The following is a 23,843-nucleotide window of genomic DNA, read 5'->3' on the forward strand; positions in this document are numbered from 1 at the left end:
CGTGCATCTGCAAAACCTTAACAAACGCCTCTTCCGTCGTCATCTTCATCTGAGTTCTTCCTTGTCTTTTCAGGGCGCTGAAGCCCCTGTGAGTTACAGTATTTCGTCTTTGAGGTAATAGCCGACATACGCCATACGCTGTCCCAGTCGGCGGAAAGGCGTCAGGATGCCATGGCTCGGCAATGGGGAGGTGAAGATCGGCAGTTCAAACGCCTTGTCCTTCTGGCCGGCAACCAACTGCGCCATGCGTCGTCCGGCCTGGGCCGAATACATGACGCCATTGCCGCCGTAGCCCATGGCATAGAACACGCTCTGATCTGGATCGGGCCGAAAAATGCGCGGCATCATGTCGTGGCTGACATCAACCCAACCCCACCAGGAGTAGTCGAGGTTGATATCCTCGAGCGCCGGGAACTTGCGGGCAAGTCCCTTTTTCAGCAAGTCCAGATGTTTGCCGTTCTCGGCATCACGCCCTGTCACGGCACTGCGGCTGCCGATCTGCATCCGATTGTCCGGCAACAGGCGGTAATAGTGGCGCAGCGTGCGCGTGTCGGTCAGGGGGGATCTGGTCTGAATACCGCATTCGTCCAACTCGGCCCGGGTCAGAGGCCGTGTCACCATCGAATTTGACAGGATCGGCATCAAGCGGTGCCTGGTGCGGTTGTTGAGCCCCGGGGGTGTATAACCGGCCGTTGCCAAGGCCACCGATTTCGCGCGCACAATACCGCCCGGCGTACGCAGATGATGCACTCTGTCCTTGGTTTGCCACCCCATGACCGGGCTGCCGGTATGGATTTTCACACCCAGCCTGCGCGCCATGTTGACATAGCCAAAAGCCAGCTTGCCGGCGTGGATACACGTTCCGTCCGGCTCCCACATCGCGCCTGCGGCTTCCATGTCGCGCACGTGGTTTTCATGCAGTTCGTCCCGGGAAATGATACGCGAGCCGTAGCCGAACACGTCGTTCAGCAGCTTGCACTCTTTCTTGAGCGACGGCATGACCTTTTCACGGTGCGCGATATAGTAATGGCCACCCGGCTGCGGTTCGCAGTCGATGTCATCCGACGCGATGAGATCGTTGAACAACTCGAAAGCTTCGGTGACTTCGGCGTGCATGCCCTTGGCCACATCCGTGCCCCAGCGCTGAATCCATTGCGACCGTTTCAGCCGCCCGGATGAGATCTGGGCCTGCCCGCCATTGCGTGTCGAGCATCCCCAGGCCACGGTATTCGCTTCAAGAACAACCGCCTGGATTCCGTGTTCCTTGGCAAGGTGAATGGCAGTGGACAGGCCGGTATAACCCGACCCGATCACCACCACATCGGCATCCATATCGCTGGACACTGGACCATCATCGGCCGGGGGCGTACCGGCCGTTCCGATCCAGTATGTGGGCGCGTGGTCGCGATTGTGACCAGGACCCGCATCGATGATGGGGTCATATTTCGGGTCATAGCTGGCCTTGGGCCAATGACGCGGGATGCTTTTGTCCACCATTCTTGTTTTTCTCCGAAGCTGCGCGCAGTGCGGCGGATCAGGCCTTGAACATGGGGCGCGTTTTGCGAAGCGCCTGTTTTACGACGATTTTCCCGTCACGCAGAGTGAACAGATCCACACCTTCCGCTTCGATCCGCATGCCGTCTGCATCGGTTCCCGAAAACGTCCATTCCGACACGGCGCGGTCACCGTGGACAAAGTGGCCGTGGTGATCCCAATGGGCGTCCTTCATGCCTGCCCAGACGCCTGAAAACGCGGCAGAGATGGCTTCGGACCCTTCAATCTTGTTGCCGTATTTCTCGTCGCCGGCCACGGTGTAGAACACGCAGTCGTCGGCGAAGTGGGTCATCACGCCGTCGATGTCGTGGCGGTTGAACGCGTCAAACGTGTCCACCAGGTCCTGCGCGGTCAGGGTTTTGCTCATTTTGTACTTCCTTGTCAGTGGGGTTGTTACGTTTCGTCCGGGTTCGGGACGATCAGTGTCGGGATCTTGGAGCGCCGCAGAACACGCTTTGCGACGGTGCCCAGAAACGTGTGCGAAAAGCCGTGATCATGCGCGCCCAGCACGATCAGATCGCAGCCCAGTTCGACCGAGCGGCGCAGGATCACTTCGGCCGGGTGGCCATCGGTGACTTCGACCGAAGTGACCTGTTCGCGAATTCTCTCATCGTCACCATCGAACTGAGCCCAGAACTTGGCTTGCCGCTCGGCCAGAACCTTGCGCACCATCTCGTGACGACGCGCAGCGGCGGTTTTGCGGGTCTCTTCATTCAGGATGAAGATCTCCATCGTGATCTTGGCATCGTCCGACAGCGGTTCATTCACATGCAGCACGTGAATTTCAGCCCCCGTGGCCTGCGCGATGCTGGCGGCATGGCGCATGGCGTGACCCGAATTTTCGGACAGATCAGTGGCAAAGAGGATGTTGGTGACCAGTTGTTTCATGTCGTCATCCTTTCAGGTCAGTAGCCAAACAGCCGCGGCAACCACAGCGACAGTTCAGGGAAGAAGGCGATGATGAAGATCGCCACCGTGTTGGCTGCGGCAAAAGGCAGAGCACGCAACGAGATCTGTTCAATCGTGATGTTCGAGATACCTGACGCGATGAACAGGTTTTCGCCCAGCGGCGGCGTCTGGAAACCGATACCCAGCGTGCAGACCATCACCACGCCAAAGTGGATCGGGTCGATACCCACCGAATAGGCCACCGGCAGCATCACAGGAACCAGGATCAGGATGGTGGCCAGCGTCTCCATGAACATGCCGACGAACAGCAGGAAGAAGATGATCAGCATCCAGATGACATAGAGGTTGTCCGTGAAGCTGAGCATCGAATCCGCGATGATCGCCGGGATCTGGTTTTCCACCAGCAGTCGGCCAAACACCGTCGCGGTGAACAGGATCAGCAGAACACGCCCAGTCAGCCAGGTGGTGGCCTCGAGCGACTGGAACAGCGACTGCCAGGTCAGTTCGCGGTAGATAACCACGCCCACGAACAGGGTGTAGAAAATCGCCACGATTGCCGCCTCGGTCGGGGTGAAGAACCCGGTATAGATACCGCCCAGGATCACCAGCGGCGCCATCAGCGACCAGAAACCGCGATACATTTCGCAGCCCACGTGACGGATCGACCAACCTTCGGAAACGCCCTTGTAGCCGCGCTTTTTCGACATGAAGAAGTTCAGGATCAGCAGGCTGGTAGCGATCAGGAAGGCCGGGACGAATCCGGCGATGAACAGTTTCGAGATTGAAACCGACTGGAACGTACCGAACTTTTCCACGGCTTCCGGCGGCGGCGCCATACCGAGCGCGGCAATGCCGAAGATCACCATCGGGATAGAGGGAGGAATGATAATCCCAAGGCCGCCAGAGGACGCAGTGATCGCCGAGGCATAGCCGCGCTCATAGCCGCGGTCGATCATCGCAGGGATCATCAGCATCCCAACGGCCGCGGTTGTTGCCGGGCCCGAGCCCGAAATGGCGCCGAAGAACAGACAGGCCATGACCGTTGCAGCGGAAATACCGCCGGTGAAGGGACCGGCCAGGCTTTCGGCAACATTGATCAGGCGTTTCGATATTCCGGCGGCTTCCATCAAAGCGCCGGCAAGAATAAACGCGGGCAGTGCCATCAGCGGGAACGAACCGACTGAGGTGAAGGCAATCTGCACGAACTTGATCGGGTTCTCGTCCAGATAAAGGAATGAGACCAGCGAAGCCACACCCAGCGCCACCGTGATCGGTGCGCCAATGAGCAGCAGAAACAGGAAAGACCCAAACAGGATTGTGACGATTTCGGATTCCATGGTTTATCCCCCTGCCCTTAGGATTTCTTTGCTGCTTCAGTCGCAGCTTTGATTTCGTCGAGGTCGATCTGATCGGGATCGTGAATGTCTTCGCCCTTGATAAGGCGGCGGTAGTTCACCTGAATGATGCGGACGGTCATCAGCGCAAAGGCGATGGGCAGCACCATGTAGATGTATTTCATCTCGATACCCAGGGTCTGGGACTTCCAGAATTTGTTCATCTTGTTGAAGACAAAATCTGTCGCCAGATACAGGAAGTAGACATTGAAGAAGAGCCAGAAGAGATCGGCAAAAGCTTCGATGTACTTGATCGCCCCCTCAGGCAGGAACTTGAACTGGAACGTCACCCGGTTATGCGCGCCTTTCAGAGCGGCGTAACTTGCGCCGAAATAGACGAACCAGACGAACATGTAGACCGAGAGCTCCTCGATCCAGCTGATTGAAAAGCCGAAGACTTCGCGCGCGATGATCTGCACGAACAAAAGGCAGACGAAGCCGGATAAGAGGATCCGGCAGATGACACTTTCTATGTTGTCCAGAAATTTCCAGAACATGTGGTTTCACTCCTCCCTGAAATGAGAAGAGCGCCGCAGCGCTCTTCCCGGTATCGCCGTGCGACGATTATTGCTGGACCGGCTCGCGGCCGATGGCTTCGAGAACTGCATTCAGTTTCTCGACACCACCAATGGACTCGTAGAATTGCGGCCATACAGCTTCGGTCGCCAGTTGGATGAACTCGGCTTCGTCGTTCTCGGGGTCAATGATTTCCATACCCTTGGCCGTCAGCTCTTCCTTGATGGCTGCCTCCGAGTCCCGCAGGAACTGGGCCGAGACCTGAGTGGCTTCCTGCCCTGCTTCCAGGATCATTTGCTGTTCCTCTTCGGACAGGTCCTGGAACACGGCTTCCGAGATGATCAGCGGTTCGATCGAGAAGATGTAACGCAGGTTGGTGACGTGGTCCTGAACCTCGTAGAACTTCATCGCATTGATCGTCAGGTAAGGGTTGTCCTGACCGTCAACCACTTTGGTCTGCAGGCCGGTGAAGGTTTCCGACCAGGCCATCGGGGTCGGGTTGATGCCCCATGCCTTGTAGGTTTCGATCATGATTTCGTTTTTGGGAACGCGAATGATCAGGTCCTGCAAATCCGCAACCGATTTGACCGGCTTCTTCGAGTTCGTCAGACGGCGGAAACCGGTATACGTCCAGCCGATGATGCGGACGCCGGCATCACGGATGGTGTTTTCGATCAGTTCCTGACCGATTGGACCCTGGGTCAGTTTTTCGGCATCTTCCAGGCTGAGAATAACATAGGGCAGAGTGAAAACCCCGACCGAGGGCGAGAATGGCGTGATGTTGTTGATTGCCAGCAGAGACATATCGAGCGTGCCGATGGCGGCCTCGTTCACGGTGTCCTGCTCGGAACCGAGCTGACCGTTCAGGAACAGCGTCGCGGTGTGCTCACCACCTGATTTTTCTTCAAGCGCTTTTACGAAAGCGAGCCCCAGCGCCTCTTGAGCGCTGCCCGCGCTGTCGCCGACAGCGATCTTGAAATTCTTCGCCTCGGCCGTGCCTGCAACCATCAGTGCGGCAACGGAAACGGCTGCGCTGAAAGTGCCAAGCTTTTTGATAAATGACATGGATTTCCTCCCATTTGTCGTGTTTCGAGGTGCGCGCTGACCTGGGGAGAAATAGGCCAATCCGATTCTACCTCGGCGACACGAAGCTAACTTGCCAAAATGGTTTCGTCGTTGTTAATATTTGCGCGAAAGGTTTCATTAATCTCAAACATACGATATGAGTCAGAACAAACTTGATACCCGGATCGGCGACACGGACATCCGTCTGCTGCGCGTGTTCAAAACCGTTGCGGAAAGTGGTGGTATCACGGCCGCCGAGATCGAGCTGAACATCGGAAAATCGACGATCTCGAAACACTTGTCTGATCTGGAACTGAGGCTTGGCCTGAAGCTGTGCAACCGGGGGCCGTCAGGGTTTTCACTGACGGAAGACGGCGAGAAGGTGCTGGCGGCGGCAGAAGACCTGCTTATTTCCGTGGCGCAGTTCAGAACCGAGGTCAACGAAGTCAAACAACAACTGGCCGGCAGTATTCGCGTGGCTTTGTTCGATCAATGTACAACCAACCCCGAAGCCCAACTTGCCCGCACCATTCACAAGTTCAATGAGGCCGCACCGGCGGTTCACATCGAGCTGTCGCTGGAACCCCCAAACGTGATTGAGACAATGGTCATCACCGGGCATCTGGATGTCGGCATCATCGCTTTGCACCGACCATCGGCAAGCCTGGATTACACACCGCTCTACGGGGAAAACATGTTCTTGTACTGTGGGCAGGAACACCCCCTGTTTGACCGGTCGGATCCAGAATTGAAGCTGAGTGTTCTTCGCAAGTTCAACTATGCCGGTCTGAATGTGAACTCTCCAAATCTTATCGTTGGTCAACAACTGGGGTTTCGACGTGCGGCCAAAGTGCAGAACGAACAAGCCCTTGTCATTCTGATACTGTCAGGTCGCTACCTTGGGTTTCTTCCCGATCATCTGGCGCAGGAATTTGTCGAACAGGGGCTTATGAAAAAGGTCCTGCCCAAAGAGATCAAATACAGAACCCGTTTCGCGGCCGTGGCCAGAAAACAACCTGCGCCAACACGCGTGGCCAAGCTGTTTCTGGAAACTCTGGTAAAGGTGCATTCTCAGGTACAGTAGGAACGCGGACAGGGCGTCTTGTTTCCCAGGCCCAAACCCGCCCGTACCTGAAATTAGCACAAGGCGCGAGACCGCGCGGATCAATCGCAGGCTGCGGTAACGATCATTTCGACCTTCAGAACATCGCGGGCCAGTTTCGCCTCGCCACAGGCACGGGCCGGGGCGTGGCCCTCTGGCACCCAGGCATCCCAGACCGCGTTCATTTCGGCAAAGTCGGCCATGTCCGACAACCAGATCACGCATTGCAGGATACGCGTCTTGTCGCTGCCGGCCTTGGCCAGAAGGTCCTCGATCTTGGCAAGGATGTCACGGGTTTGATCCGCAACAGTTGCGGCATCGGAAACCTGACCGCACAGATAGGCGGTTCCGTTATGTTTGACGATGCGGCTCATGCGTTTGCCGGTCTCGATCCGAGTAATGGTCACAACTGCTGTCTCCTGTTTCGATGGGTATGTTCCGGTTGGGCGATAGAGCGAAACGAAGCCAACCGCCAGCCCGGACCTTCAATCATCGAATAATTGCCAGCCTGCTGCGCGGGGGCTTTCAGCCTAATAGCACGCTTATGTCCAGTGCTCGGAGACGTGATAAGCGGTTGCCAGCGCCTTGCGGATAGGACGTTTTCACCGGTGCTTTTTCTTTCCTGTCTTGCACTCTTCGGCCAACGCGTTTGGTGAAACATCGCGGCCCTGGTTCACAAGGCGTTTTGCGGAGATTTCCCATTCTGCTTTCAATCGGTTAAGAGCTCCTCCGCTCGCCCCTATATCGAAGCGCCATATGCCACCCGACACTGCCGAAACGCTGCTTTTTTGCATGCCCGATGCAGGACAGCGAAGTTGGTCGACTGACGTAAATGGTTTCAAAAAAGGACGGGTGGTCATGCGATGTGCTGCTGCAACCCAATCAGCTGAAACATCTGACGCTGAAAAACAGGATCTGGACCTATTCCGAACAACGGGCAACGGCCACCGAGTTTCAGTTGATCTCGCGCCTGAAGGCATGGTCAGGAGAGGAGTTGATCTTTGAAGAAGAGAACGCGCATGTCATTCCGCGCAATGGAATGTAGTTGAAAACACCTTGGAACAGCTGCGCTGAGACACGTGGCGGGACTTGCCTTTGCAGTCCTGTCAACCCAACCGAATGGTCCAGGCCTGCGCGGACATGTCTGGACGGGTCTGTCGTTGCACTATGTGCCGGTCAGAACCCCAAAGCACTGCCGGATTTGATGGTATCCATGGAAACGAAGGTTCTGAACTTTCGAATATTTCCGTTTTCAAAGAACATCCTGCGGGTGAAATCTTCGTAAACCGCCATGCTTTCGACGACCACGACAACCATGAAATCCACCTCTCCGGTCACGTAAAAGCATTGTTGGACTTCCTGAGCATTCAGCAGGGATTTCTTGACGGCATCAATCTCGTCCGGGGTTTCGCTGACCAGTTCAAGTTCAACGAAGATGGTAAGCTGAAGACCTACGGCCGCCGGGTCAACGACGGCCACATTGGCTCGTATCACGCCCTCGGCCTCCATCCGGCGGATACGGCGCTGCACCGAGGGTGCGGACAGATTTACGGCCTCGCCAATCTTGTGCTGCTTGGTTCTGTTGTTTTGTTGCAGAATCCGCAGGATCGCGCGGTCAAAGTCATCCAATTGCGTCATGTGAAAGAAACTTGCATGGCTGGCCACCAACTAGAGCCCTTTTTTCAGGTCACTTGCAATAAACTTGTTTCAATCATGTGAAGCAACACGTCGAAGGGGAAGTTTTGCCGTGACAGCATTGACAGAACGCCTGCGTGCGTTGCGCCACGAGTTTCATCGCAACCCCGAGCTTGGATTTCAGGAAGTCTGGACCAAGGCCCGGATTGCCGGGCATCTGCGCAACCTGGGCATCGAGGTGTTTGAAGGGGTCGGTGTCGTAGGCGTCTTGAAGGCGGGCAATGGCAATCGCGCCATCGGGCTGCGCGCGGATTTCGACGCGCTGCCGATCACCGAGGTCAACACGTTTGCGTACAAGTCGCAGAACGCAGGTGTCATGCATGCCTGTGGCCATGATGGCCACACGGTGATGCTGCTTGGGGCCGCCGAATTGCTGGCCAAGGATCCGGCGTTTGACGGCACGGTTGTCTTTCTGTTCCAGCCCAACGAAGAGCATGGGCTTGGGGCAAGGGCGATGATCGATGAAGGGGTCTTGCGGACCTTCCCGATTGATGAGGTTTACGGCGCGCACAATCTTCCGGGAGAGCCTGTCGGGCGGGTTTCCACCCGCGCCGGTGTCATCTGTTGCAGTGAAAGCCTGTTTGAAATCACGCTTTCCGGTCAAGGCGGTCATGCCTCGATGCCGCATGTCGGGCGCGAAACGATCACGCCTGCGGCGGAACTGGTATTGGCCCTGCAAACCATCGTTTCACGCAAACTTGCACCTTCATCCGGCGCCGTGGTGTCGGTGACCGAGTTCATCACCGACGGGCAGCGCAATGTGCTTCCGGGGCGCACTGTTCTGAAAGGTGACGCGCGGGCCATGTCACCAGAAGACCGCAAGTTGATCGAGCGCAGCATGCGCCAGATCGCAGCCGGTGTGGCCGAAAGCCATGGCGTCGAGGTGAGTGTGGAATTCCGCACCGCATTCATCGAGGCGAACAATGATGCCGATGCCGCATCGCATGTCGTTGCAGCGGCTTCGGCCATGGGCCTTGAGGTGGACGGAGACCGCACAGCCATGTCTTTCTCGGAAGATTTTGCCGAATTTGCCGCCGTTGTGCCGGGGTGTTTCCTGCTTATCGGCAACGGGATCGAAGGATCAAATGGCCGTCCGCTGCACTCGGCTGATTACGATTTCAACGACGAACTGCTTCCGCTGGGTGCAGAACTCTGGGCAGAGCTGGTGCGGCAGCGCCTGCCGCTGACCCCCTGACAGGATACACGACCATGACAGAAATCATCGTCCATCAGGCAGGCAGGCCGAGCTTCGGCCCCGCTGCCGAAACCGTTTTGACACAACAGGATTTCGATCGCGCAGCAAGGGAAATCACCCAATGGGAGGGGTATGCGCCAACGCCTCTGCATTCTTTGCCCGCGTTGGCAGCCGAGATTGGCGTCGCGGAGGTTCACTACAAAGATGAAGGTCCCCGGTTTGGGCTTGGCAGTTTCAAGGCCTTGGGGGGGGCCTTTGCCGCCTTGCGCGTTCTGCAACGTGAAATATCGCGCCGGACCGGTCAGGACGTGTCATTGGAAGATATCCGTACTGGCCGCTGCGCCGACATGGTTGCCAGTATCACGCTTGTTTCGGCAACCGATGGCAACCACGGTCGGTCGCTTGCGTGGGGGTGCAAGCGGTTCGGCGCGCCTTGCCGGATTTACATTCACGCCGAAGTCAGTGAAGGCCGCGCGCAGGCCATGCGCGAACTCGGGGCCGACGTCGTGCGCATCGATGGAGACTATGACGCCTCGGTGGATCAGTGTCGGCGGGAAGCCGACGAGAACGGCTGGTTCGTGGTTTCGGACACATCCTGGCCAGGCTACACCGACCCGCCGCGCGACGTGATGTCGGGCTATGGCGCCATGGTCAAGGAAGTCGTGGATGCAATGGACACGGCACCGACGCATGTCTTTCTGCAAGGTGGAGTTGGAGGGCTTGCCGCGGCAGTTGCGGCAGCTTTGCGTCAGGCCTGGGGTGATGCCGCGCCGCGCGTCGTGGTCGTGGAACCGCATCTGGCGGCGTGTTTGTTCGAAAGCGCAAGGCAGGGGCAAGCCGCGTCCGTAGATATCGATGAAGAGACCATCATGGCGGGTTTGTCCTGCGGGGTGCCGTCTCCGATGGCGTGGGAGGTTTTGCACAGCGAAGCCTCGGACTTTCTGACAATCGACGATCAGCTGATACCGCCCACCGTCCGTCGTCTGGCGCGTCCGCATGGCAGTGATCCGGCGATCGAAGCCGGAGAGAGCGGCGTTGCCGGATTGGCTGCATTGATCGAAGCAGCCAACAACCCCGAGCTTTTCCAGAAGCTTGGATTGACGCCGCAGTCTCGGGTTTTGACGATCGGTTCCGAAGGCGTGACGGATCCCGATATCTATGCCCGGATCATGCAAGGCGACGTGTAGCTCAGCCCAAAGCCCAGTTGCAGTGGGCCCTGGGACGGTTGAATCCGACATGGTGGCCTGCGACGGAGAAGTTCCATCAAACGACATCCCGATGTCGTAGGAGTTGTATACAGGCCAGACCCGCATCAGTAGCGGTTGGCTATGATACGCGCGTTAAACGAAAACTGGGCACTGTTCCTGGGGATGTTCATGCTGATGGTTGCCAACGGTCTGTTGGCGACGCTGCTGACGATCCGGGGGGCCAGTCTGGGCTTTAGTGACTTCACGATTTCCGTCATGCAGGCAAGCTATCCTTTAGGCGCGCTTGCGGGGACGGCACTTGCCCCGAGGCTGGTCGAAAATGTCGGGCATATTCGGGCATTTTCGGCCCTCGCCTCGCTGGTTTCGATTGCGGCCATCGTGCATCTGTTGACCAGCGACGCGATCAGCTGGAGCGTGATGCGTCTGTTGGGCGGGTTTTGTTACCCGGGACTTTACGTCATCACCGAAAGCTGGCTGAACGCGAAATCCGAGAACAACATGCGCGCTCAGGTTCTGTCGCTGTATTTCATTATCCAGCTTGCCGGCCCGGCGCTTGGCACCGCCATGGTCGGCTTTCCCGACCCCACCGGGAACCTGCTGTTCGGGCTTGTTTCCATCCTGATTTCGCTTTCGATCGTGCCGCTTCTTCTGTCGGGCAACAAGGCGCCGGAATATGCCGCGCCGGAACGCATGTCAGTTCCGGTGCTGTACAAGGTTTCGCCCATCGCAGTCATCGGAATCGTTCTGGTCAGCATCGGTGTCGCGGCGTCCTATATCTCGTTGCCGCTTTATGCGTTGCAAAACGGCTTTACGACGGCGCAGGCGTCAGGGGCGCTGGTGGCGGCGCTGATCGCCGGTGCGGTTGTGCAATACCCTGTCGGCTGGCTGTCGGATCACACAGACAGACGCTATGTCGTCATCGGGCTGGGTGTCGTTACGACCCTGTCCAGTCTTTGGATGGCCATCGATACGTCGCCGTCTCATATCGTCTATGGTTTTGTCCTGATCGCAATCGGGCTGTATCCCGCGTATTCGATCCTGACGGCGCATGCCAATGATCAGCTCAAGCTGTCTCAGATCGTTCCCGCCAGTGGCACGATGGTGCTGCTGCTGAATGTCGGCCTGCTGGTGGGAACCATGCTGGGGCCGAACTCTATCTCATTGTTCGGCGGGCGCGGTCTTCCGTTTCTTCTGGCGGCTATCGGTATTGCGGTCGCCCTTTTCGCATTGATCCGGCGTGTTCAGGTGGCCGCTCCCACCGACACCGGCGATGTGCAGGTCGTGGGGATTATCGGCACCGGGCAACCCGGGGTCTTGCAGGCCGAAACCTGGGTTCAAGAGGAAGAATCCCGGACAGACCCGGACTCATCCCAAGGGTTCAAAGCATAGGCTGCTTCATTCGCGTCCGGCGCGACGGACGTCGTGCCGATGCGGCGGTCAAACCGAGATCGAAGCCGCCTTTGATGCACCGGACCATTCTGCGCCGCAGGACCCCGTCAGAAATCCGTCGCTCAACCGAATACCAGGATCAGCGCCACGCAGGGCGCCCTCCACTTCTCCTTGGGGAAGATCACCGTCAATACGTTTTCGATACAGTGTGCACAGCTGACGAAAACCGCCAGATTGCGGGGACAGACGCAACGCCGAGATGCCAGCCTGTTTCAGCAGGTCGATCTGATGGTCCGCACAGGCATGGCTGTCTGACAGGGTCTGCACACCGTTCATGGCCATAAAGGGCTTGCCGTCGCCGGTCAGAACGTCCAACCCGTCGGGATCGTCTTCGCAAGCAAACTGGCAATTGTCCTTGCTGCGCCCATGCAATCGCGCGTGGTAACAGCGCCCTGAAATGGCCAGCGGCAACCTGCCATGCCCCCATATTTCGATCGCGACGCCCAAGTCCGAGGCAGCTTGCGCCAGCGTTTTGACCGAAGCGATGGGCAATTCCGGCGGAAGACAAACCCGGCGCGCACCCCGAGATGCCAACCATCTCAAAGTGCCTTCGTTGTAGACATTTACCAACGGGCCAACGGCAAACGTGCAGGTGCCGGGCAAATGCGCCAGCGCGGTCAGATCGTTGATCTCGACCATGACGCCCATTTCTGCAAGCTCAGCCGTCAGTTTGCGCTCGCGTTTCAGGGTCACAAGGGCCAGGCTTGTCAGTGCAACCTCTTTGCCCGCTTCGACCAATCGGGAAATCGCCTCGGGGATACGACCCTGGTAAAACGGCAAGCGCTTGGAACAGACCAGTTCCCCAAGCACGACGCGGTCGACGGGGGATCGGGCCAGATCATCGTAAAACGCAGCCCAGGTTTCGGCGGGCCAGAAGAACTGGTTCGGGCCTACTGTCAGTTCCATCGGATCACCTCCACGTCTTTTTGTAAGCGCCGGTCGTCATGGCCTGCCCTTCGGACAATCGCGCCAGCATTCCTTCAGGCATCGGCTGGCCTGACTCCAACGCATCGACCGCAGCGCGAAAATTCCGAACGACCTGTGCGACATAGGATTTGGACCGTTGGCGCCCTTCGATCTTCAAGGCCGTCACACCTGCCTTTTGCAATTGCGGGATCAGCCGTTCTGCGTTCAGGCTGACGGGATCCTCGAACAGGTGCCCGGTTTTTTCACCTGCGGAAAAACACCCTTTGCACAAAGTCGGATAAGGTGCGGGCTCATCCCGTTCGACCCGGTGGATCAGGTAACCGCCAAGGCGCGCGTTCAACGCGCCCTGTTCTTCTTGATACTGCACATGGCTGGCAGGAGAGCAGACACCGTTCATGTTTGGCGACAACCCGGTGGCATAAGAGGACAGCGAGCATCGCCCCTCGGCCATGACGCAAAGACCACCGAACACAAACACTTCGGTTTCGACGCCGGTTTCAGAGTTGATCGCGGCAATTTCCGGCACGGACAAAACGCGAGGCAAGACCACCCGTTTCACACCGAAGGTTTCGGCATAGAAATTGATCACGTCAGCATTGGCCGCCGCGGCCTGCACGGACAGGTGCCTGCGCAATCCGGGATGGTGTCGCGCGGCGTAGTCCAGCAAGCCCAGATCGGCGAGAATGACAGCATCTGCACCGCAGGTTTCGGCATCCGCCACCGCTTGTTTCCAGATCCCTTCATTGCCCGCCTGCGGGAAGGTATTGATTGCAATCAACACCTTCGATCCGTGACCATGGGCAAAGGAAATTCCGGCCCGCATTTCAGCGCGGTCAAAGTTGAGCCCCGGAAAGTTCCGCGCATTGGTTTCGTCATTGAAGCCACAATAGACCGTGTGAGCCCCGGCCTTGACGGCTGCACGCAGGGCCGCGGGCGTTCCCGCCGGGCAAACGATTTCCATTACCATAGGATCGCGTCCTCGGGTCGGTTCAGACACAGGCCGGTCCGACGCTCTGCAAAGGCGATGATCTGCTTCAGCGGGCGCGCAAGCGGGCCGGAAAGGGCTGCGGCCTCGTGCGCGAGGTCCAGCTCTGCGTCGTCAATTGCGTTGCGCAGCGCCAGTGCCGCGGCTGTGTCGCCCTCGATCAGTAGATCGCGTGAAAAGAACAGGGCGTCACCGTCAAACGCACCATGCACCAGCCCCAACAGCGCGGCCAGTGGGCCGGAAATTCGCGCGGCCCCTGCCACGCGCCTTCGGCTCAGTCTTATTCTCGGTGCGCCGTCATTCGGTTCAAGCAGAAGGACAACGGGCAGATCCGTTGGATCAAGCACAAAGGCTGCCCGGCTGTATTCACCGAGCCGGTTGAGCAAGTCGGGGTGTTTCTTGGTTATTTTGCGGGAAAACGCTGTCAGTGACAGCGACAAAGGTGCAAGCGGAACAAACCGCAGGGCCACGGCCAAAGCGGCAGGGCAACGCGGTATCGGGTTTCGGGGATCGGACAAACAGACCTCCTGCTGTCTCAACAAAGTGAACCGGTGCAGCCTTCCTAAAGCCGCCCCGGCGCCCGGGACTTGACGGTTGTCAATTCGACCGGTCTCTTTCGCTGCTAGAGGGTGGGCACCACCGCCGGAGCAAACCCATTCGCACTCTGCCGCCATATCCCAGCCTTCGACATTTTCTGAAATGTTGTGAAGAAACAGGGCAGTTCAGGCGCATCGCCGAACCGGTTTCCGTGCGCCATCAAATGACCGCTGTCCACCGCGCCGTGCTAGAGGCCAATGGGCCCGTGTTGCAATTCGACACGCCGACGGGCGTGCCTTCGGGGCAGTGCGACATACCGGTTGTGGTCAACCTGTTCGGCACTTCGGAACGCGTCGCCGCCGGACTGGGCGTTTCTTCCGATGGGCTGGATGATCTGGGCGCGTTTCTGGCCGCGCTTCGGGCCCCGACGCCGCCGGGCGGGTTGCGGGATGCTCTGTCCCGGTGGCCGATGCTGAAGGCCGCATTGTCCACACGACCGAAGCAGGTCAAAACCGCCGCTGTTCAGCAGGTTTGCAACTGCGAAGCCGATGTTGATCTTTCAGCGCTGCCGATCCAGACACACTGGCCCCGGGACGCGGGGCCTCTGATCACCTGGCCTGTGGTCATCACCCGGCCCCGTAGCAGCGAACCCGACGCGGCACAGACCTACAACGCCGGCGTCTATCGCGTTCAGGTGCTGGACCGGAACCGTCTGATCATGCGCTGGTTGCCACATCGCGGCGGGGCCGCTCATCATCGCAGTTGGGCGCAGCACGGCGAAAAGACGCCGGTCGCAATCGTTCTGGGCGCAAACCCCGCGACCTTGTTGTCGGCGGCTCTGCCCCTGCCCGAAATGGTGTCTGAGCTGACATTTGCCGGGGCCCTGAACCAGAACCGGCCACGGTTGGTTCCGGCCAAATCCGTCCCTCTGCTTGTACCGGCAGATGCCGAGATCGTCCTGGAAGGCTGGGTGTCGCCAAGCGAGACAGCACCCGAAGGCCCGTTCGGGGATCACACCGGGTACTACAACCCCGCCGAACCGTTTCCGGTGATGCATGTCACGGCCGTGACCCATTGCGAGGCGCCGCTGTATCTGTCGACCTATACCGGTCGCCCGCCTGACGAACCTGCGATCATTGGCGAAGTGTTCAATCGCCTTGCCTTGCCGACCATTCGCGCTCAGATCCCCGAAATACACGACCTTTGGCTGCCGCCTGCCGCCTGTTCCTATCGCATTGCCATCGTCGCCATCGACAAGCGGTATCCGGGTCAGGCCCGACGTGTGATGATGGCGCTTTGGGGGATGCTGCCGCAATTCAGCTATACGAAGATGATCGTTGCGGTAGATGCCGATATCGACCCCCGAAACTGGGACGATATCGCCTGGGCGATTGCCACGCGAATGGACCCGGGCCGTGATGTGATGATCCTGGACAGGACACCCATGGATTATCTGGATTTCGCCTCACCCGAACCCGGTCTGGCCGGAAAGCTTGGCATCGACGCCACGACAAAAACAGGCAGTGAAACACGGCGGGAATGGGGGACGGTCATGCGCACCGAAAAGGTTGATCACGCATTTGCGGAAGACCTGATAGACAGATTGATGCCAAAGCTGAGAACATGACGAAAACCCGAGTAGTCTTAGGCGTGTCAGGCGCTTCCGGTGCGGTTTTGAGCCTTGCGGTGGCACGGCATCTGAAATCGGCGGATATCGAAATCGACCTAGTCGTCAGTCCAGCCGCCCGTCTGACGCTTGCGCAGGAATGCGGCCCGGATGCCCTGAAGGAATTGCGGCAGTCGGCAACCCGTCATCACGCGCCCGCAGATATCGGGGCCAGTATAGCGTCCGGTTCGGTGCCGGTATCCGGGATGATCGTCGCGCCCTGTTCCATGCGCTCACTGGGTGCGATCGCGCATGGCCTGGACGACAACCTGCTGACACGCGCGGCGGGCGTGCAGCTCAAGGAACGACGCCCACTGGTACTGCTGACACGAGAAGCGCCGCTGACACTGGCGCATTTGCGCAACATGACGGCCGCCGCAGAAATGGGAGCCCTCATCCTGCCCCCTGTGCCAGCCTTCTATTTGAACCCCCTCAACATAACCGAAATCGCGGATCAGATCGCAGCGCGCGCGGTTGATTGTCTGAAGGTTTGCGCACCGGCCGCGAAACAATGGCATCCCGAATCCGAGGCGAACCCTGTCGAACGGTTCGAAAGCAAATCGCACATCCCATAGCCACAGATCGCGGATGAGATCTGTGGCTATGGGATGACCTTGATCGGGCGGGCCGGTTGTTTCAGCCGCGCAGCCTGCCGCCCAAAGGATCGAACGGCGCATCTTCCAGCACCCGAGCCTTATGCGGTTTGCCAATCACCTGGATCACCACTTCATCCCCTGGCCGCGCTACCTCGGGGTTGCGGAAACCCAAAGCCAGAGATTTCCCGACTGAATACCCGTACGCCCCCGATGTGACACGGCCGACAGGCACACCATCGGGTGTAAAGATCGGCTCACTGCCGGTGGCGTCGGCATCCTCGGTCACGTCCAGTTCAAAGATGGCCAGGACCTCGCGCGGAGCTTTTTCCTTGATGGACAGATAGGCGTCTTTGTGCAGAAAATCCTTGTCCAGCTTGATCAAACCCGTCAGCCCGACCTCTTGCGGCCAGTATTCCTGAGAATATTCCCGCCCCCAGGATCCATAACCCTTTTCGATGCGCAGCGACCCAAGCGCCCGTCCACCCACAGGGCCGCCACCGCAGTCTTTGGCGGCTTCGAGCAATGCAGAGTAAAGCGCGACCTGATCGGTTTCGGCGCAGTGCAGTTCCCAACCCAGATCGCCGGTAAAGCTGACCCGGATGGCCACGCAATCAACACCTGCAACGGTGATCTTCCGGGACCGCATGAAGCGGAACGCTTCGTTGGAAACGTCTGCATTGGTCAGACGCGCCAGTGCCTCGCGTGATTTCGGGCCGGCGATGTTGAACCCGGCAATGCGGTCCGTTGCGACGTCAAGAGTTGTGCCCTGAGGCATTTCCACCATCTGAAAGAAGCGCTGATGATATCGTTCAGCCATGCCGGAGCCAATCATCATATATTCGTCTTCCGCCAGCTTGGTGATGGTGAAATCCCCCGCCACGCCTCCGCGGACCGAGATCAGCGGCGTCAGGCAGCTGCGCCCAATTTCGGTCGGCACGCGATTGGCCACCAGGCGGTCCAGCCAGTCATAGGCGCCAGGCCCTTTGATCACGTAATTGGCGAAGTTCGAGATGTCGATCACGCCCACGCTGTCGCGCAGCATCTGAACCTCGCGCCCGACCGGGTCGAACCAGTTCTGGCGGGTGAAACCAGTGGTCTCTTCGGTGCCGGGTTCATCGGCAAACCACAACGGGTGTTCCCAACCACAGTTGAGACCAAAGACACAGCCCATCTGTTTCTGCATCTCGTAGGCGGGGCGCACACGGGCCGGGCGGCCTGCACTGCGTTCTTCATTCGGGAAGTGGATTTTGAACCGATGCGTATATGCGTCTTCGACCCGGGCCTTGGTGAACTTTTTGTCGGCCCAGTCGCCAAAGCGGGCGAGATCCCAGGCGAACATGTCATATTGCGGCTCACCCTCTATCATCCATTGCGCCGCCAGCAGCCCCAGCCCACCGGATTGCGAAAAACCGGGGATCAGACCGCCGCAGAGGAAATAGTTCTTCAGTTCGGGCACCGGCCCCCACAGCATGTTGGCATCGGGCGACCAGATCATCGGGCCGTTGATTACCCGTTTCACCCCGGCTGTGGCGGCAACGGGCACGCGTTCGGTAGCGCGGATCACGTTTTCCATGATCCGGTCCAGATCGTCGGGGAACAGATCATGCGCAAAGTCGAGCGGCGTGCCGTCTTCGGCCCAGAACTTCATGTCTTTCTCATAGGCCCCGATCAGCAGGCCGTTGCCCTCTTGTCGGAAGTAATACTCGCCGTCCCGGTCGGCGATTGACGGCAGACGACAGCCCAGACTGGCCACTTCGTCGATGCTTTCGGTCACGAAATACTGATGTTCGGTCGGTTGCAGCGGCAGGGTCAAGCCTGCCAGCGCCGCCACCTCGCGCCCCCAGAGGCCCGCGGCGTTGACCACCCATTGGGCATGAATGTCACCCTTGGGCGTACGAACGATCCAACTGCCATCGGGTTGCTGTTCCGTGGCGATCACCGGGCAGAACCGTTCGATGGTGGCCCCCATCGCACGGGCCCCGGCGGCATAGGCATGCGGTACGCCGGACGGGTCCACATTGCCGCCATCAGGTTCGTACATGATGCAGCGGATGTCATCGAACTGCGCCAGCGGGTGCAGCTCTTTGGCCTCTTCCCGGCTGACCTCGTGAAAATTCAGCCCATAAAACCGGGCCTTCGCCTCTTGCAGGCGCAACTGTTGCTCGCGCTCTTCGGTCTGGGCCAGATAGAGCGATCCGGGCTGGAACACCCCGCAGCTTTGGCCGGTTTCCTTCTCCAGCTCTTTGTACAGGTTCATCGTATAGTGCTGGATGCGGGTGATGTTGTTGTTGTCATGCAGACCGTGGATGTTGGCCGCCGCGTGCCAGGTTGATCCGCTGGTCAACTCGTCGCGTTCCAGCAGGATGGAATCCGTCCAGCCGAGTTTGGCAAGGTGATACAGTATCGACGTACCGGCAAGGCCGCCGCCGATGACAACAGCTTGTGCATGGGTTTTCATGAGGGAATGTCCTTGGATATGGCGCGGCTCAGGCGGCGATTTCTTTCATGACGGCAAGGAATTTGGCGACTTCGCCGATCGAGTTGTAGTGACACATCGAGACCCGCACACAGGCATCATAGCCAAGCGGTGTCAGGATATTGCCGGAATAGTGGTCCGCCTTGCGCAGATGCGTGCGGATACCGTGTTCGTTCAGCCGTTTGACGACCTCGGACGAGGCCACGCCTTCGACACGCAGCGATACCAGACCTTCTCGTGCCGGGTTGTCGGCCCCGCCCAGAATGGTGACTTTTTCCATCTCGGCCAGGCCGCTCAGGTTGCCGGTGCCGTGGATCATCGCGTCGGTCAGCGCCTTTTCCTGCGCATGGATCGCATCACCCGCCGCCAGAAACTTGCCGCGCCGGTCTTCGGCATCGCTGACCTGACTGCCCAGCCATTCGAAATAGGATGCGACGTCGGACATCGTGGCATAAGCTCCGGTGTCGCGCGTTCCCATTTCCCAATTGTCCGCGGGGCCATCCAGCAAGGCGTTGTGCTCCAGCGCGGTCAAGCGATCAGAGATCCAGGCCACGCCGTAGCCATGACGCGAAAACACCTTGTAGGGCGAAATCACATAACCATCGACGTCATAGGCGGTCAGATCGATCCGGCCATGCGCTGCGTGCTGAATGCCATCGACGATGATGAAACACTCCGGAGCCACGGAGCGGATGGCCTGAGAGATGGCAGTGACGTCAACGCCCATTCCCGTCACCGGAGAGGTATGCAGGATCGTCGCCACTTTGGTATCCGGTGTCACGGCCACGGCATAGGCTTCGGCCGAGACGGTACCGGTGGCGTCATCATGGGGCACCAAAACATGGGTTTGCCCGGAAATGCGGGCCCAACGATCACAGGCCGATCGCGTCGCCGGGTGTTCCAATGTTGATCCCAGCACAACGCCCGGACCTGTTCCCAGACATGCGTTCATGATCAGCCGGAACAACAGCTCTGTACCGCTTTCACCCACAAAGAACTGCCCGCCGGGTGCGTTCATGAAATCCCGCATATCCGCCTTGGCCGCGTTGATCGTGGCGACCAGCGCATGGGATCCCGGATTGTCGCGCCCCTGGTTGTCCGGGATGGCGGCGTAACGAACCGAACTTTCCAACACTGAATTCAATGTCAGTGCGCCTCCGGCATTCTCGAAAAAGATCCGCTCACCCTGTTCGGGGCAATGATCAATCTGGGCAAAGCGGCTGCGGATTTGGTTCAGCAGGCTCTCTGATATTTGGCTCATGGTCAGTGGTTCTTGTTTCGTTGTGTGTGCAAAGCTGTGCTTTGCCGACCCTAGGACGGTTCTTGCCGTAAGACATGCAAAAAAAACTGTGGCAAAGCGGTAGAATATTCTGTGCAAGTCGCGCGGGTGCCAGCCCAAAGCTTGTCACGACGGATACCACCCGTCGCCAGACCCGGGACCCCGTGCCTGCGGTGGCGGATGGCATATCTTCTTGATTTCCGAACCGTTTGTGGCTGGTCGACTACTCGGGCAAGTGCTTTTCCGACCAGCTTTCGGCGACAGATCCAGCAGAGATCATCGCGTCGATATCCTCATCTGCATAACCGACGTTTCGCAGAATGCTGCGTGTATGCGCGCCGTATTTCGGCATCGGTCCGGGAATGACGATCCGGGCGCGTTCGGGTCGCACGGCATTTGGGGCAACCAGATCGCACCACCGGCCCATAGGATGCATGTCATGCCGAATGACGCTGAACGTTCCCCGCATCAGGTCGATATTCCCGGCACTTTCCGGCTGCAACACGGCGTCGCGCGTGCCATACAACGATCCCAGAGGCATGACGGTGCTGGAAGAACCGGAAAACGCCTTTTACCAGTATTCAACAGGTTGCCTTGCAAAATGATCCGCAAGCGCATCCGGCAATTCCTTCTCCGGTATATCGGCCACGCTGGCGAGGTCCGAGACACGGCGCAAGGCTTCGCGTTTTTCGGTGGGTGCGGCAAAGAACATCCACCCGTCCGCCGCGCGGTAACAATGGTAGAATGGTCCCCAGCCCATAGCTGCGCGCCCGGCTGGTTCGTCAAAGGGCGCGCGGCCTTCGAAATCATACATCAACTGCGCCTGAATGAGGTTGCCGGCCGCCGCCAACGCCGCCCGCGCAATCCCGCCTTTGCCGGTTTTCTGCAATCTCAGCAGGGCCGCACCAAGCGCAACACATGCGCAATAGCCGGTCAGAACGTCAATGGTACCGAAATGCGCATGTTCTTCGGGCGTGGCCATGCCACCGCCAAAACGCACCATGACCCCTGTCGCGGCCTGCGCCAGGTCGTCATACCCCAGATGGTCCGATTTGGGTCCGCGCGCAGGACCGCCAAAGGCATCGAGTTGCACCAGTATGAGGCGGGGGTTGATCGCCGCCAGCTCTTCCGCGCTCAACCCCAGGGCATCGCGCTGCTCATCCGTGCCGTTCATGGTGATGATATCCGAGGAGTCGATGAGCCGTCGCAACGCCCGCTTCCCGTCATCCGAGCTCAGGTTCAGCAAAACGCTTTGTTTTCCACGATGTGCGTGCAGACCGAAAAACACGGTGTTCCACGGATCGACTGATGGCTCTGTCGGCTGAACGGATGTCACCTGAGCGCCAAATCGCACCAGCGTGGACCCGATCGTCGGACCGGCGATCACGTTGGTCAGGTCCAGCACCTTCAACCCGTCCAGCCAGCCCTGGCCGCTTGCGGCTGGCGGTCCGCTGCGCGGCGGTTCGGCAAGGATCGTTGAAACGGGTGCGTCATCGGGATCGGGGCCCGGTTTTTTGACCAGCGCAGCGCCATCATCCGCAAGCCACGCAACATTTCCCATCTGCTTCATCTTCCCATGACGCGGGTCTTCGACCTCCAACACCAGACCCGAGGCCAAAGCGTGCGGATCGGCCAGCCATTCCTTGCTGAACCGTTGCGCCGTTCCGGGCGCCTTGGCAGACCCGAAAAGGGCTTCCCACTCATGAGAGGGCCTTGTCAGAAAGGCCTTTTTCATTGCGTCGGATACACGCGCGCGATCCCTTGCTCCGACGGGGTAGTTGCGCAGCGACCATTCATCCGGCCAGTCTGCGGTATCGAGATAGGCGTCGAAGTCCGGCAATTGATCGGCAAGGTCTTTGAGGCCAAGCGTCTCCAACACCCGCCGGGGATGTGTTTTCACACTGCCCGCCACCACATAGAACCCACGCCCGTCGGCGCAGGTATAAGTTCGATAGAAAGGGTCCAGGAACTCTTCCAGTTCCGCAAAGCTCAGGTCCGTTGGCAAGCCTTCGGCTGCGCGCCTGTCAAGTTCCACTTCGCGAGGGGACTTGTAGCGTTCGGGATATTCCTCAATCTGCTCACAGTTATACACCAACCCTTCCAGCAAAGCCGACGCCAGAGGCACCTCGATGTGATCGCCTCCGTTTCGGTCACGTGCAGCCAAAGCGAACTGCACGGCCATCGCGCCGAAAGAAGCGCCATAGGCGGATGCCAGCGTCAAAGGTGAAAAGGATGGGTTGATGCCCATCAGGCGCCGGTTCAGCCCCATATCCGTGAATTGCCCGGTGCGGGCCGCGATCACGGCTTCCCACACGGGAAAATGTGCCAGCGCGGGATCGGTCGAGGCAAACCCCGGAAGTGACAATGACACGATGCGCGGATTTATGTCGCGCAGAGCTTTCGGACCCAGGCCCAGCCTCTGCATCACGCCGGGCCGGAAGTTCTCGATCACCACGTCAGCCCGTGCCACCAGTTCGCGTGTGACCTTCAAACACGCGTCCGATTTGAGGTCGATCGTCACAGCGGTTTTGCCGCGTGACAGCATATCGGTGGCCGGTTCTTTCAATCGCGGGCCATAGGGCGGGTCGATGCGGATCACCTCTGCCCCCAAATCAGCAAGCATCATGCCAACCAGGGGCCAGCCAGGTATTGGCCAAAATCGAGGACACGAATATGATCGAGCGGCCTTGCAGTCATTCGTTGTGACCCTCCCGGGGTGTTTGGTGTGTTTGTTGCGAAGCCGCTTGCTGGCAAGAGGTCACAACGCCCTTCCCGGAACAGGCGGAGTTTTCAGGCTTGGGACATAACGCGATCAATGCAACACATGCCCTTGTTCAACACGCGACAAGGCGGCCACGACCAAGCTTCACAGCCTTCTCCGGCGACCGCTGGGCGTACCATGCAGCCGAGCTATGCCAAGAAGTTGTTCGATTTGACCAAGCCATGTCGCAAACGAGAAACATCGCTCAAAATTCCGCGTGTGACGCATACTTGGAAGCGCTCCGAGGCCCGGATGGAAGCGGATCAGTCGCCTTGCAAGATCACCGGACCGTTGCGCCCGGCAGTCAGAAAACAAGTTCTTGGAATCGCTTAAGAACGTGGAGCTTCCCAAGTGTCGGGCGCCACAAGACAAAAGGTCACGGCGCAATCGGCCAAGGGCCACGTTGGCACGTGGCAGGACCTGTCGCGACACATGGCCGGCAATTGCGATTCCGATAAAATATCTCTTTTTCCGGCAATATGACAATCATCTACATCAATTCGTCAAATTGGCACCTATGAATTGTCGA

The 23,843-nt window shown here is 58.8% G+C and carries 22 protein-coding genes; 7 read left to right on the forward strand and 15 right to left on the reverse strand.

All coding sequences use genetic code 11. From position 1 onward, the window contains the following. Positions 1-93: 93 nt before the first annotated feature. The 6 genes from GOW04_RS15860 to GOW04_RS15885 all read right to left on the reverse strand — a co-directional run bounded on the left by GOW04_RS15860 (position 94) and on the right by GOW04_RS15885 (position 5,438). Complete coding sequence (locus tag GOW04_RS15860) at positions 94-1,497, reverse strand: FAD-binding oxidoreductase (protein ID WP_171233209.1); 1,404 nt, start codon at positions 1,495-1,497, stop codon at positions 94-96. Positions 1,498-1,534: 37 nt separating this feature from the next. Next, the gene (locus GOW04_RS15865; protein ID WP_171233210.1) at positions 1,535-1,921 is read right to left on the reverse strand and encodes a nuclear transport factor 2 family protein; all 387 of its coding nucleotides are present in this window, start codon (positions 1,919-1,921) and stop codon (positions 1,535-1,537) included. Between the two features lie 26 nt (positions 1,922-1,947). Further along, entirely contained in the window at positions 1,948-2,442 is a 495-nt protein-coding gene (locus tag GOW04_RS15870) for a universal stress protein (RefSeq protein ID WP_170347179.1), read from the reverse strand. A gap of 17 nt (positions 2,443-2,459) precedes the next feature. Beyond that, positions 2,460-3,800 (reverse strand): TRAP transporter large permease, encoded by a 1,341-nt coding sequence (locus GOW04_RS15875; protein WP_171233211.1) that lies wholly within the window; start codon positions 3,798-3,800, stop codon positions 2,460-2,462. A 17-nt stretch (positions 3,801-3,817) separates the two neighbouring features. Next, positions 3,818-4,354 (reverse strand): TRAP transporter small permease, encoded by a 537-nt coding sequence (locus tag GOW04_RS15880; protein WP_171233212.1) that lies wholly within the window; start codon positions 4,352-4,354, stop codon positions 3,818-3,820. A gap of 67 nt (positions 4,355-4,421) precedes the next feature. After that, a complete protein-coding gene (locus GOW04_RS15885; protein ID WP_152460451.1) occupies positions 4,422-5,438 on the reverse strand; it encodes a TRAP transporter substrate-binding protein in 1,017 nt (338 codons plus the stop codon). Positions 5,439-5,595: 157 nt separating this feature from the next. Between GOW04_RS15885 and GOW04_RS15890 the strand changes: the two genes are divergently transcribed. After that, positions 5,596-6,522, forward strand: a complete 927-nt coding sequence (locus tag GOW04_RS15890) for a LysR family transcriptional regulator (RefSeq protein ID WP_171117926.1) — start codon at positions 5,596-5,598, stop codon at positions 6,520-6,522. An 80-nt stretch (positions 6,523-6,602) separates the two neighbouring features. Here the strand turns inward: GOW04_RS15890 and GOW04_RS15895 are convergent, their stop codons facing one another. Continuing rightward, entirely contained in the window at positions 6,603-6,947 is a 345-nt protein-coding gene (locus GOW04_RS15895) for a RidA family protein (RefSeq protein WP_171117928.1), read from the reverse strand. A 425-nt stretch (positions 6,948-7,372) separates the two neighbouring features. Between GOW04_RS15895 and GOW04_RS15900 the strand changes: the two genes are divergently transcribed. Continuing rightward, on the forward strand, positions 7,373-7,585 hold the full coding sequence (locus tag GOW04_RS15900; RefSeq protein WP_171233213.1) for a hypothetical protein: 213 nt from the start codon (positions 7,373-7,375) through the stop codon (positions 7,583-7,585). Positions 7,586-7,716: 131 nt separating this feature from the next. On the opposite strand, the gene GOW04_RS15905 is transcribed toward GOW04_RS15900, so the two are convergent. Continuing rightward, positions 7,717-8,205, reverse strand: coding sequence for an Lrp/AsnC family transcriptional regulator (locus GOW04_RS15905; protein WP_217356940.1), 489 nt, complete (start codon positions 8,203-8,205; stop codon positions 7,717-7,719). 82 nt (positions 8,206-8,287) lie between these two features. Here GOW04_RS15905 and GOW04_RS15910 point away from each other — a divergent pair, with 82 nt between their 5' ends. The 3 genes from GOW04_RS15910 (at position 8,288) to GOW04_RS15920 (ending at position 12,027) form a co-directional block, all read left to right on the forward strand. Next, entirely contained in the window at positions 8,288-9,430 is a 1,143-nt protein-coding gene (locus GOW04_RS15910; protein WP_171233214.1) for an amidohydrolase, read from the forward strand. Between the two features lie 14 nt (positions 9,431-9,444). Next, positions 9,445-10,617, forward strand: a complete 1,173-nt coding sequence (locus tag GOW04_RS15915; RefSeq protein WP_171233215.1) for a diaminopropionate ammonia-lyase — start codon at positions 9,445-9,447, stop codon at positions 10,615-10,617. A gap of 141 nt (positions 10,618-10,758) precedes the next feature. Continuing rightward, a complete protein-coding gene (locus GOW04_RS15920) occupies positions 10,759-12,027 on the forward strand; it encodes an MFS transporter (protein ID WP_171233216.1) in 1,269 nt (422 codons plus the stop codon). 48 nt (positions 12,028-12,075) lie between these two features. Here GOW04_RS15920 and GOW04_RS15925 read toward each other — a convergent pair whose 3' ends face one another. The 3 genes from GOW04_RS15925 to GOW04_RS15935 are packed head-to-tail and all read right to left on the reverse strand — an operon-like array spanning position 12,076 to position 14,517. Beyond that, positions 12,076-12,993 carry a U32 family peptidase gene (locus GOW04_RS15925; RefSeq protein ID WP_171233217.1) on the reverse strand — a complete coding sequence of 306 codons (918 nt, stop codon included), beginning with the start codon at positions 12,991-12,993 and terminating at the stop codon, positions 12,076-12,078. Positions 12,994-12,997: 4 nt separating this feature from the next. Beyond that, positions 12,998-13,975, reverse strand: coding sequence for a peptidase U32 family protein (locus GOW04_RS15930; RefSeq protein ID WP_171233343.1), 978 nt, complete (start codon positions 13,973-13,975; stop codon positions 12,998-13,000). Continuing rightward, positions 13,975-14,517, reverse strand: coding sequence for an SCP2 domain-containing protein (locus GOW04_RS15935; RefSeq protein WP_371814410.1), 543 nt, complete (start codon positions 14,515-14,517; stop codon positions 13,975-13,977). The genes GOW04_RS15930 and GOW04_RS15935 overlap by 1 nt, the downstream gene beginning before the upstream one ends. A gap of 137 nt (positions 14,518-14,654) precedes the next feature. Between GOW04_RS15935 and GOW04_RS15940 the strand changes: the two genes are divergently transcribed. Both GOW04_RS15940 and GOW04_RS15945 read left to right on the forward strand, forming a co-directional pair. Further along, positions 14,655-16,163 carry a UbiD family decarboxylase gene (locus GOW04_RS15940; RefSeq protein WP_171233344.1) on the forward strand — a complete coding sequence of 503 codons (1,509 nt, stop codon included), beginning with the start codon at positions 14,655-14,657 and terminating at the stop codon, positions 16,161-16,163. Beyond that, positions 16,160-16,777 (forward strand): UbiX family flavin prenyltransferase, encoded by a 618-nt coding sequence (locus tag GOW04_RS15945; RefSeq protein ID WP_171233219.1) that lies wholly within the window; start codon positions 16,160-16,162, stop codon positions 16,775-16,777. Before GOW04_RS15940 ends, GOW04_RS15945 begins: the two co-directional genes overlap by 4 nt. A gap of 61 nt (positions 16,778-16,838) precedes the next feature. Here GOW04_RS15945 and GOW04_RS15950 read toward each other — a convergent pair whose 3' ends face one another. The 4 genes from GOW04_RS15950 to GOW04_RS15960 all read right to left on the reverse strand — a co-directional run bounded on the left by GOW04_RS15950 (position 16,839) and on the right by GOW04_RS15960 (position 23,179). After that, the gene (locus tag GOW04_RS15950; protein ID WP_171233220.1) at positions 16,839-19,256 is read right to left on the reverse strand and encodes an FAD-dependent oxidoreductase; all 2,418 of its coding nucleotides are present in this window, start codon (positions 19,254-19,256) and stop codon (positions 16,839-16,841) included. A 28-nt stretch (positions 19,257-19,284) separates the two neighbouring features. Beyond that, positions 19,285-20,535 (reverse strand): aminotransferase class V-fold PLP-dependent enzyme, encoded by a 1,251-nt coding sequence (locus GOW04_RS15955; RefSeq protein WP_171233221.1) that lies wholly within the window; start codon positions 20,533-20,535, stop codon positions 19,285-19,287. 241 nt (positions 20,536-20,776) lie between these two features. Continuing rightward, positions 20,777-21,094, reverse strand: a complete 318-nt coding sequence (locus tag GOW04_RS22000) for a hypothetical protein (RefSeq protein WP_254430173.1) — start codon at positions 21,092-21,094, stop codon at positions 20,777-20,779. A 30-nt stretch (positions 21,095-21,124) separates the two neighbouring features. After that, a complete protein-coding gene (locus GOW04_RS15960) occupies positions 21,125-23,179 on the reverse strand; it encodes a CoA transferase (RefSeq protein WP_254430174.1) in 2,055 nt (684 codons plus the stop codon). Positions 23,180-23,843: the final 664 nt, after the last annotated feature.

This window comes from Ruegeria sp. HKCCA4812, assembly GCF_013034245.1.
Taxonomy (GTDB): domain Bacteria; phylum Pseudomonadota; class Alphaproteobacteria; order Rhodobacterales; family Rhodobacteraceae; genus Ruegeria.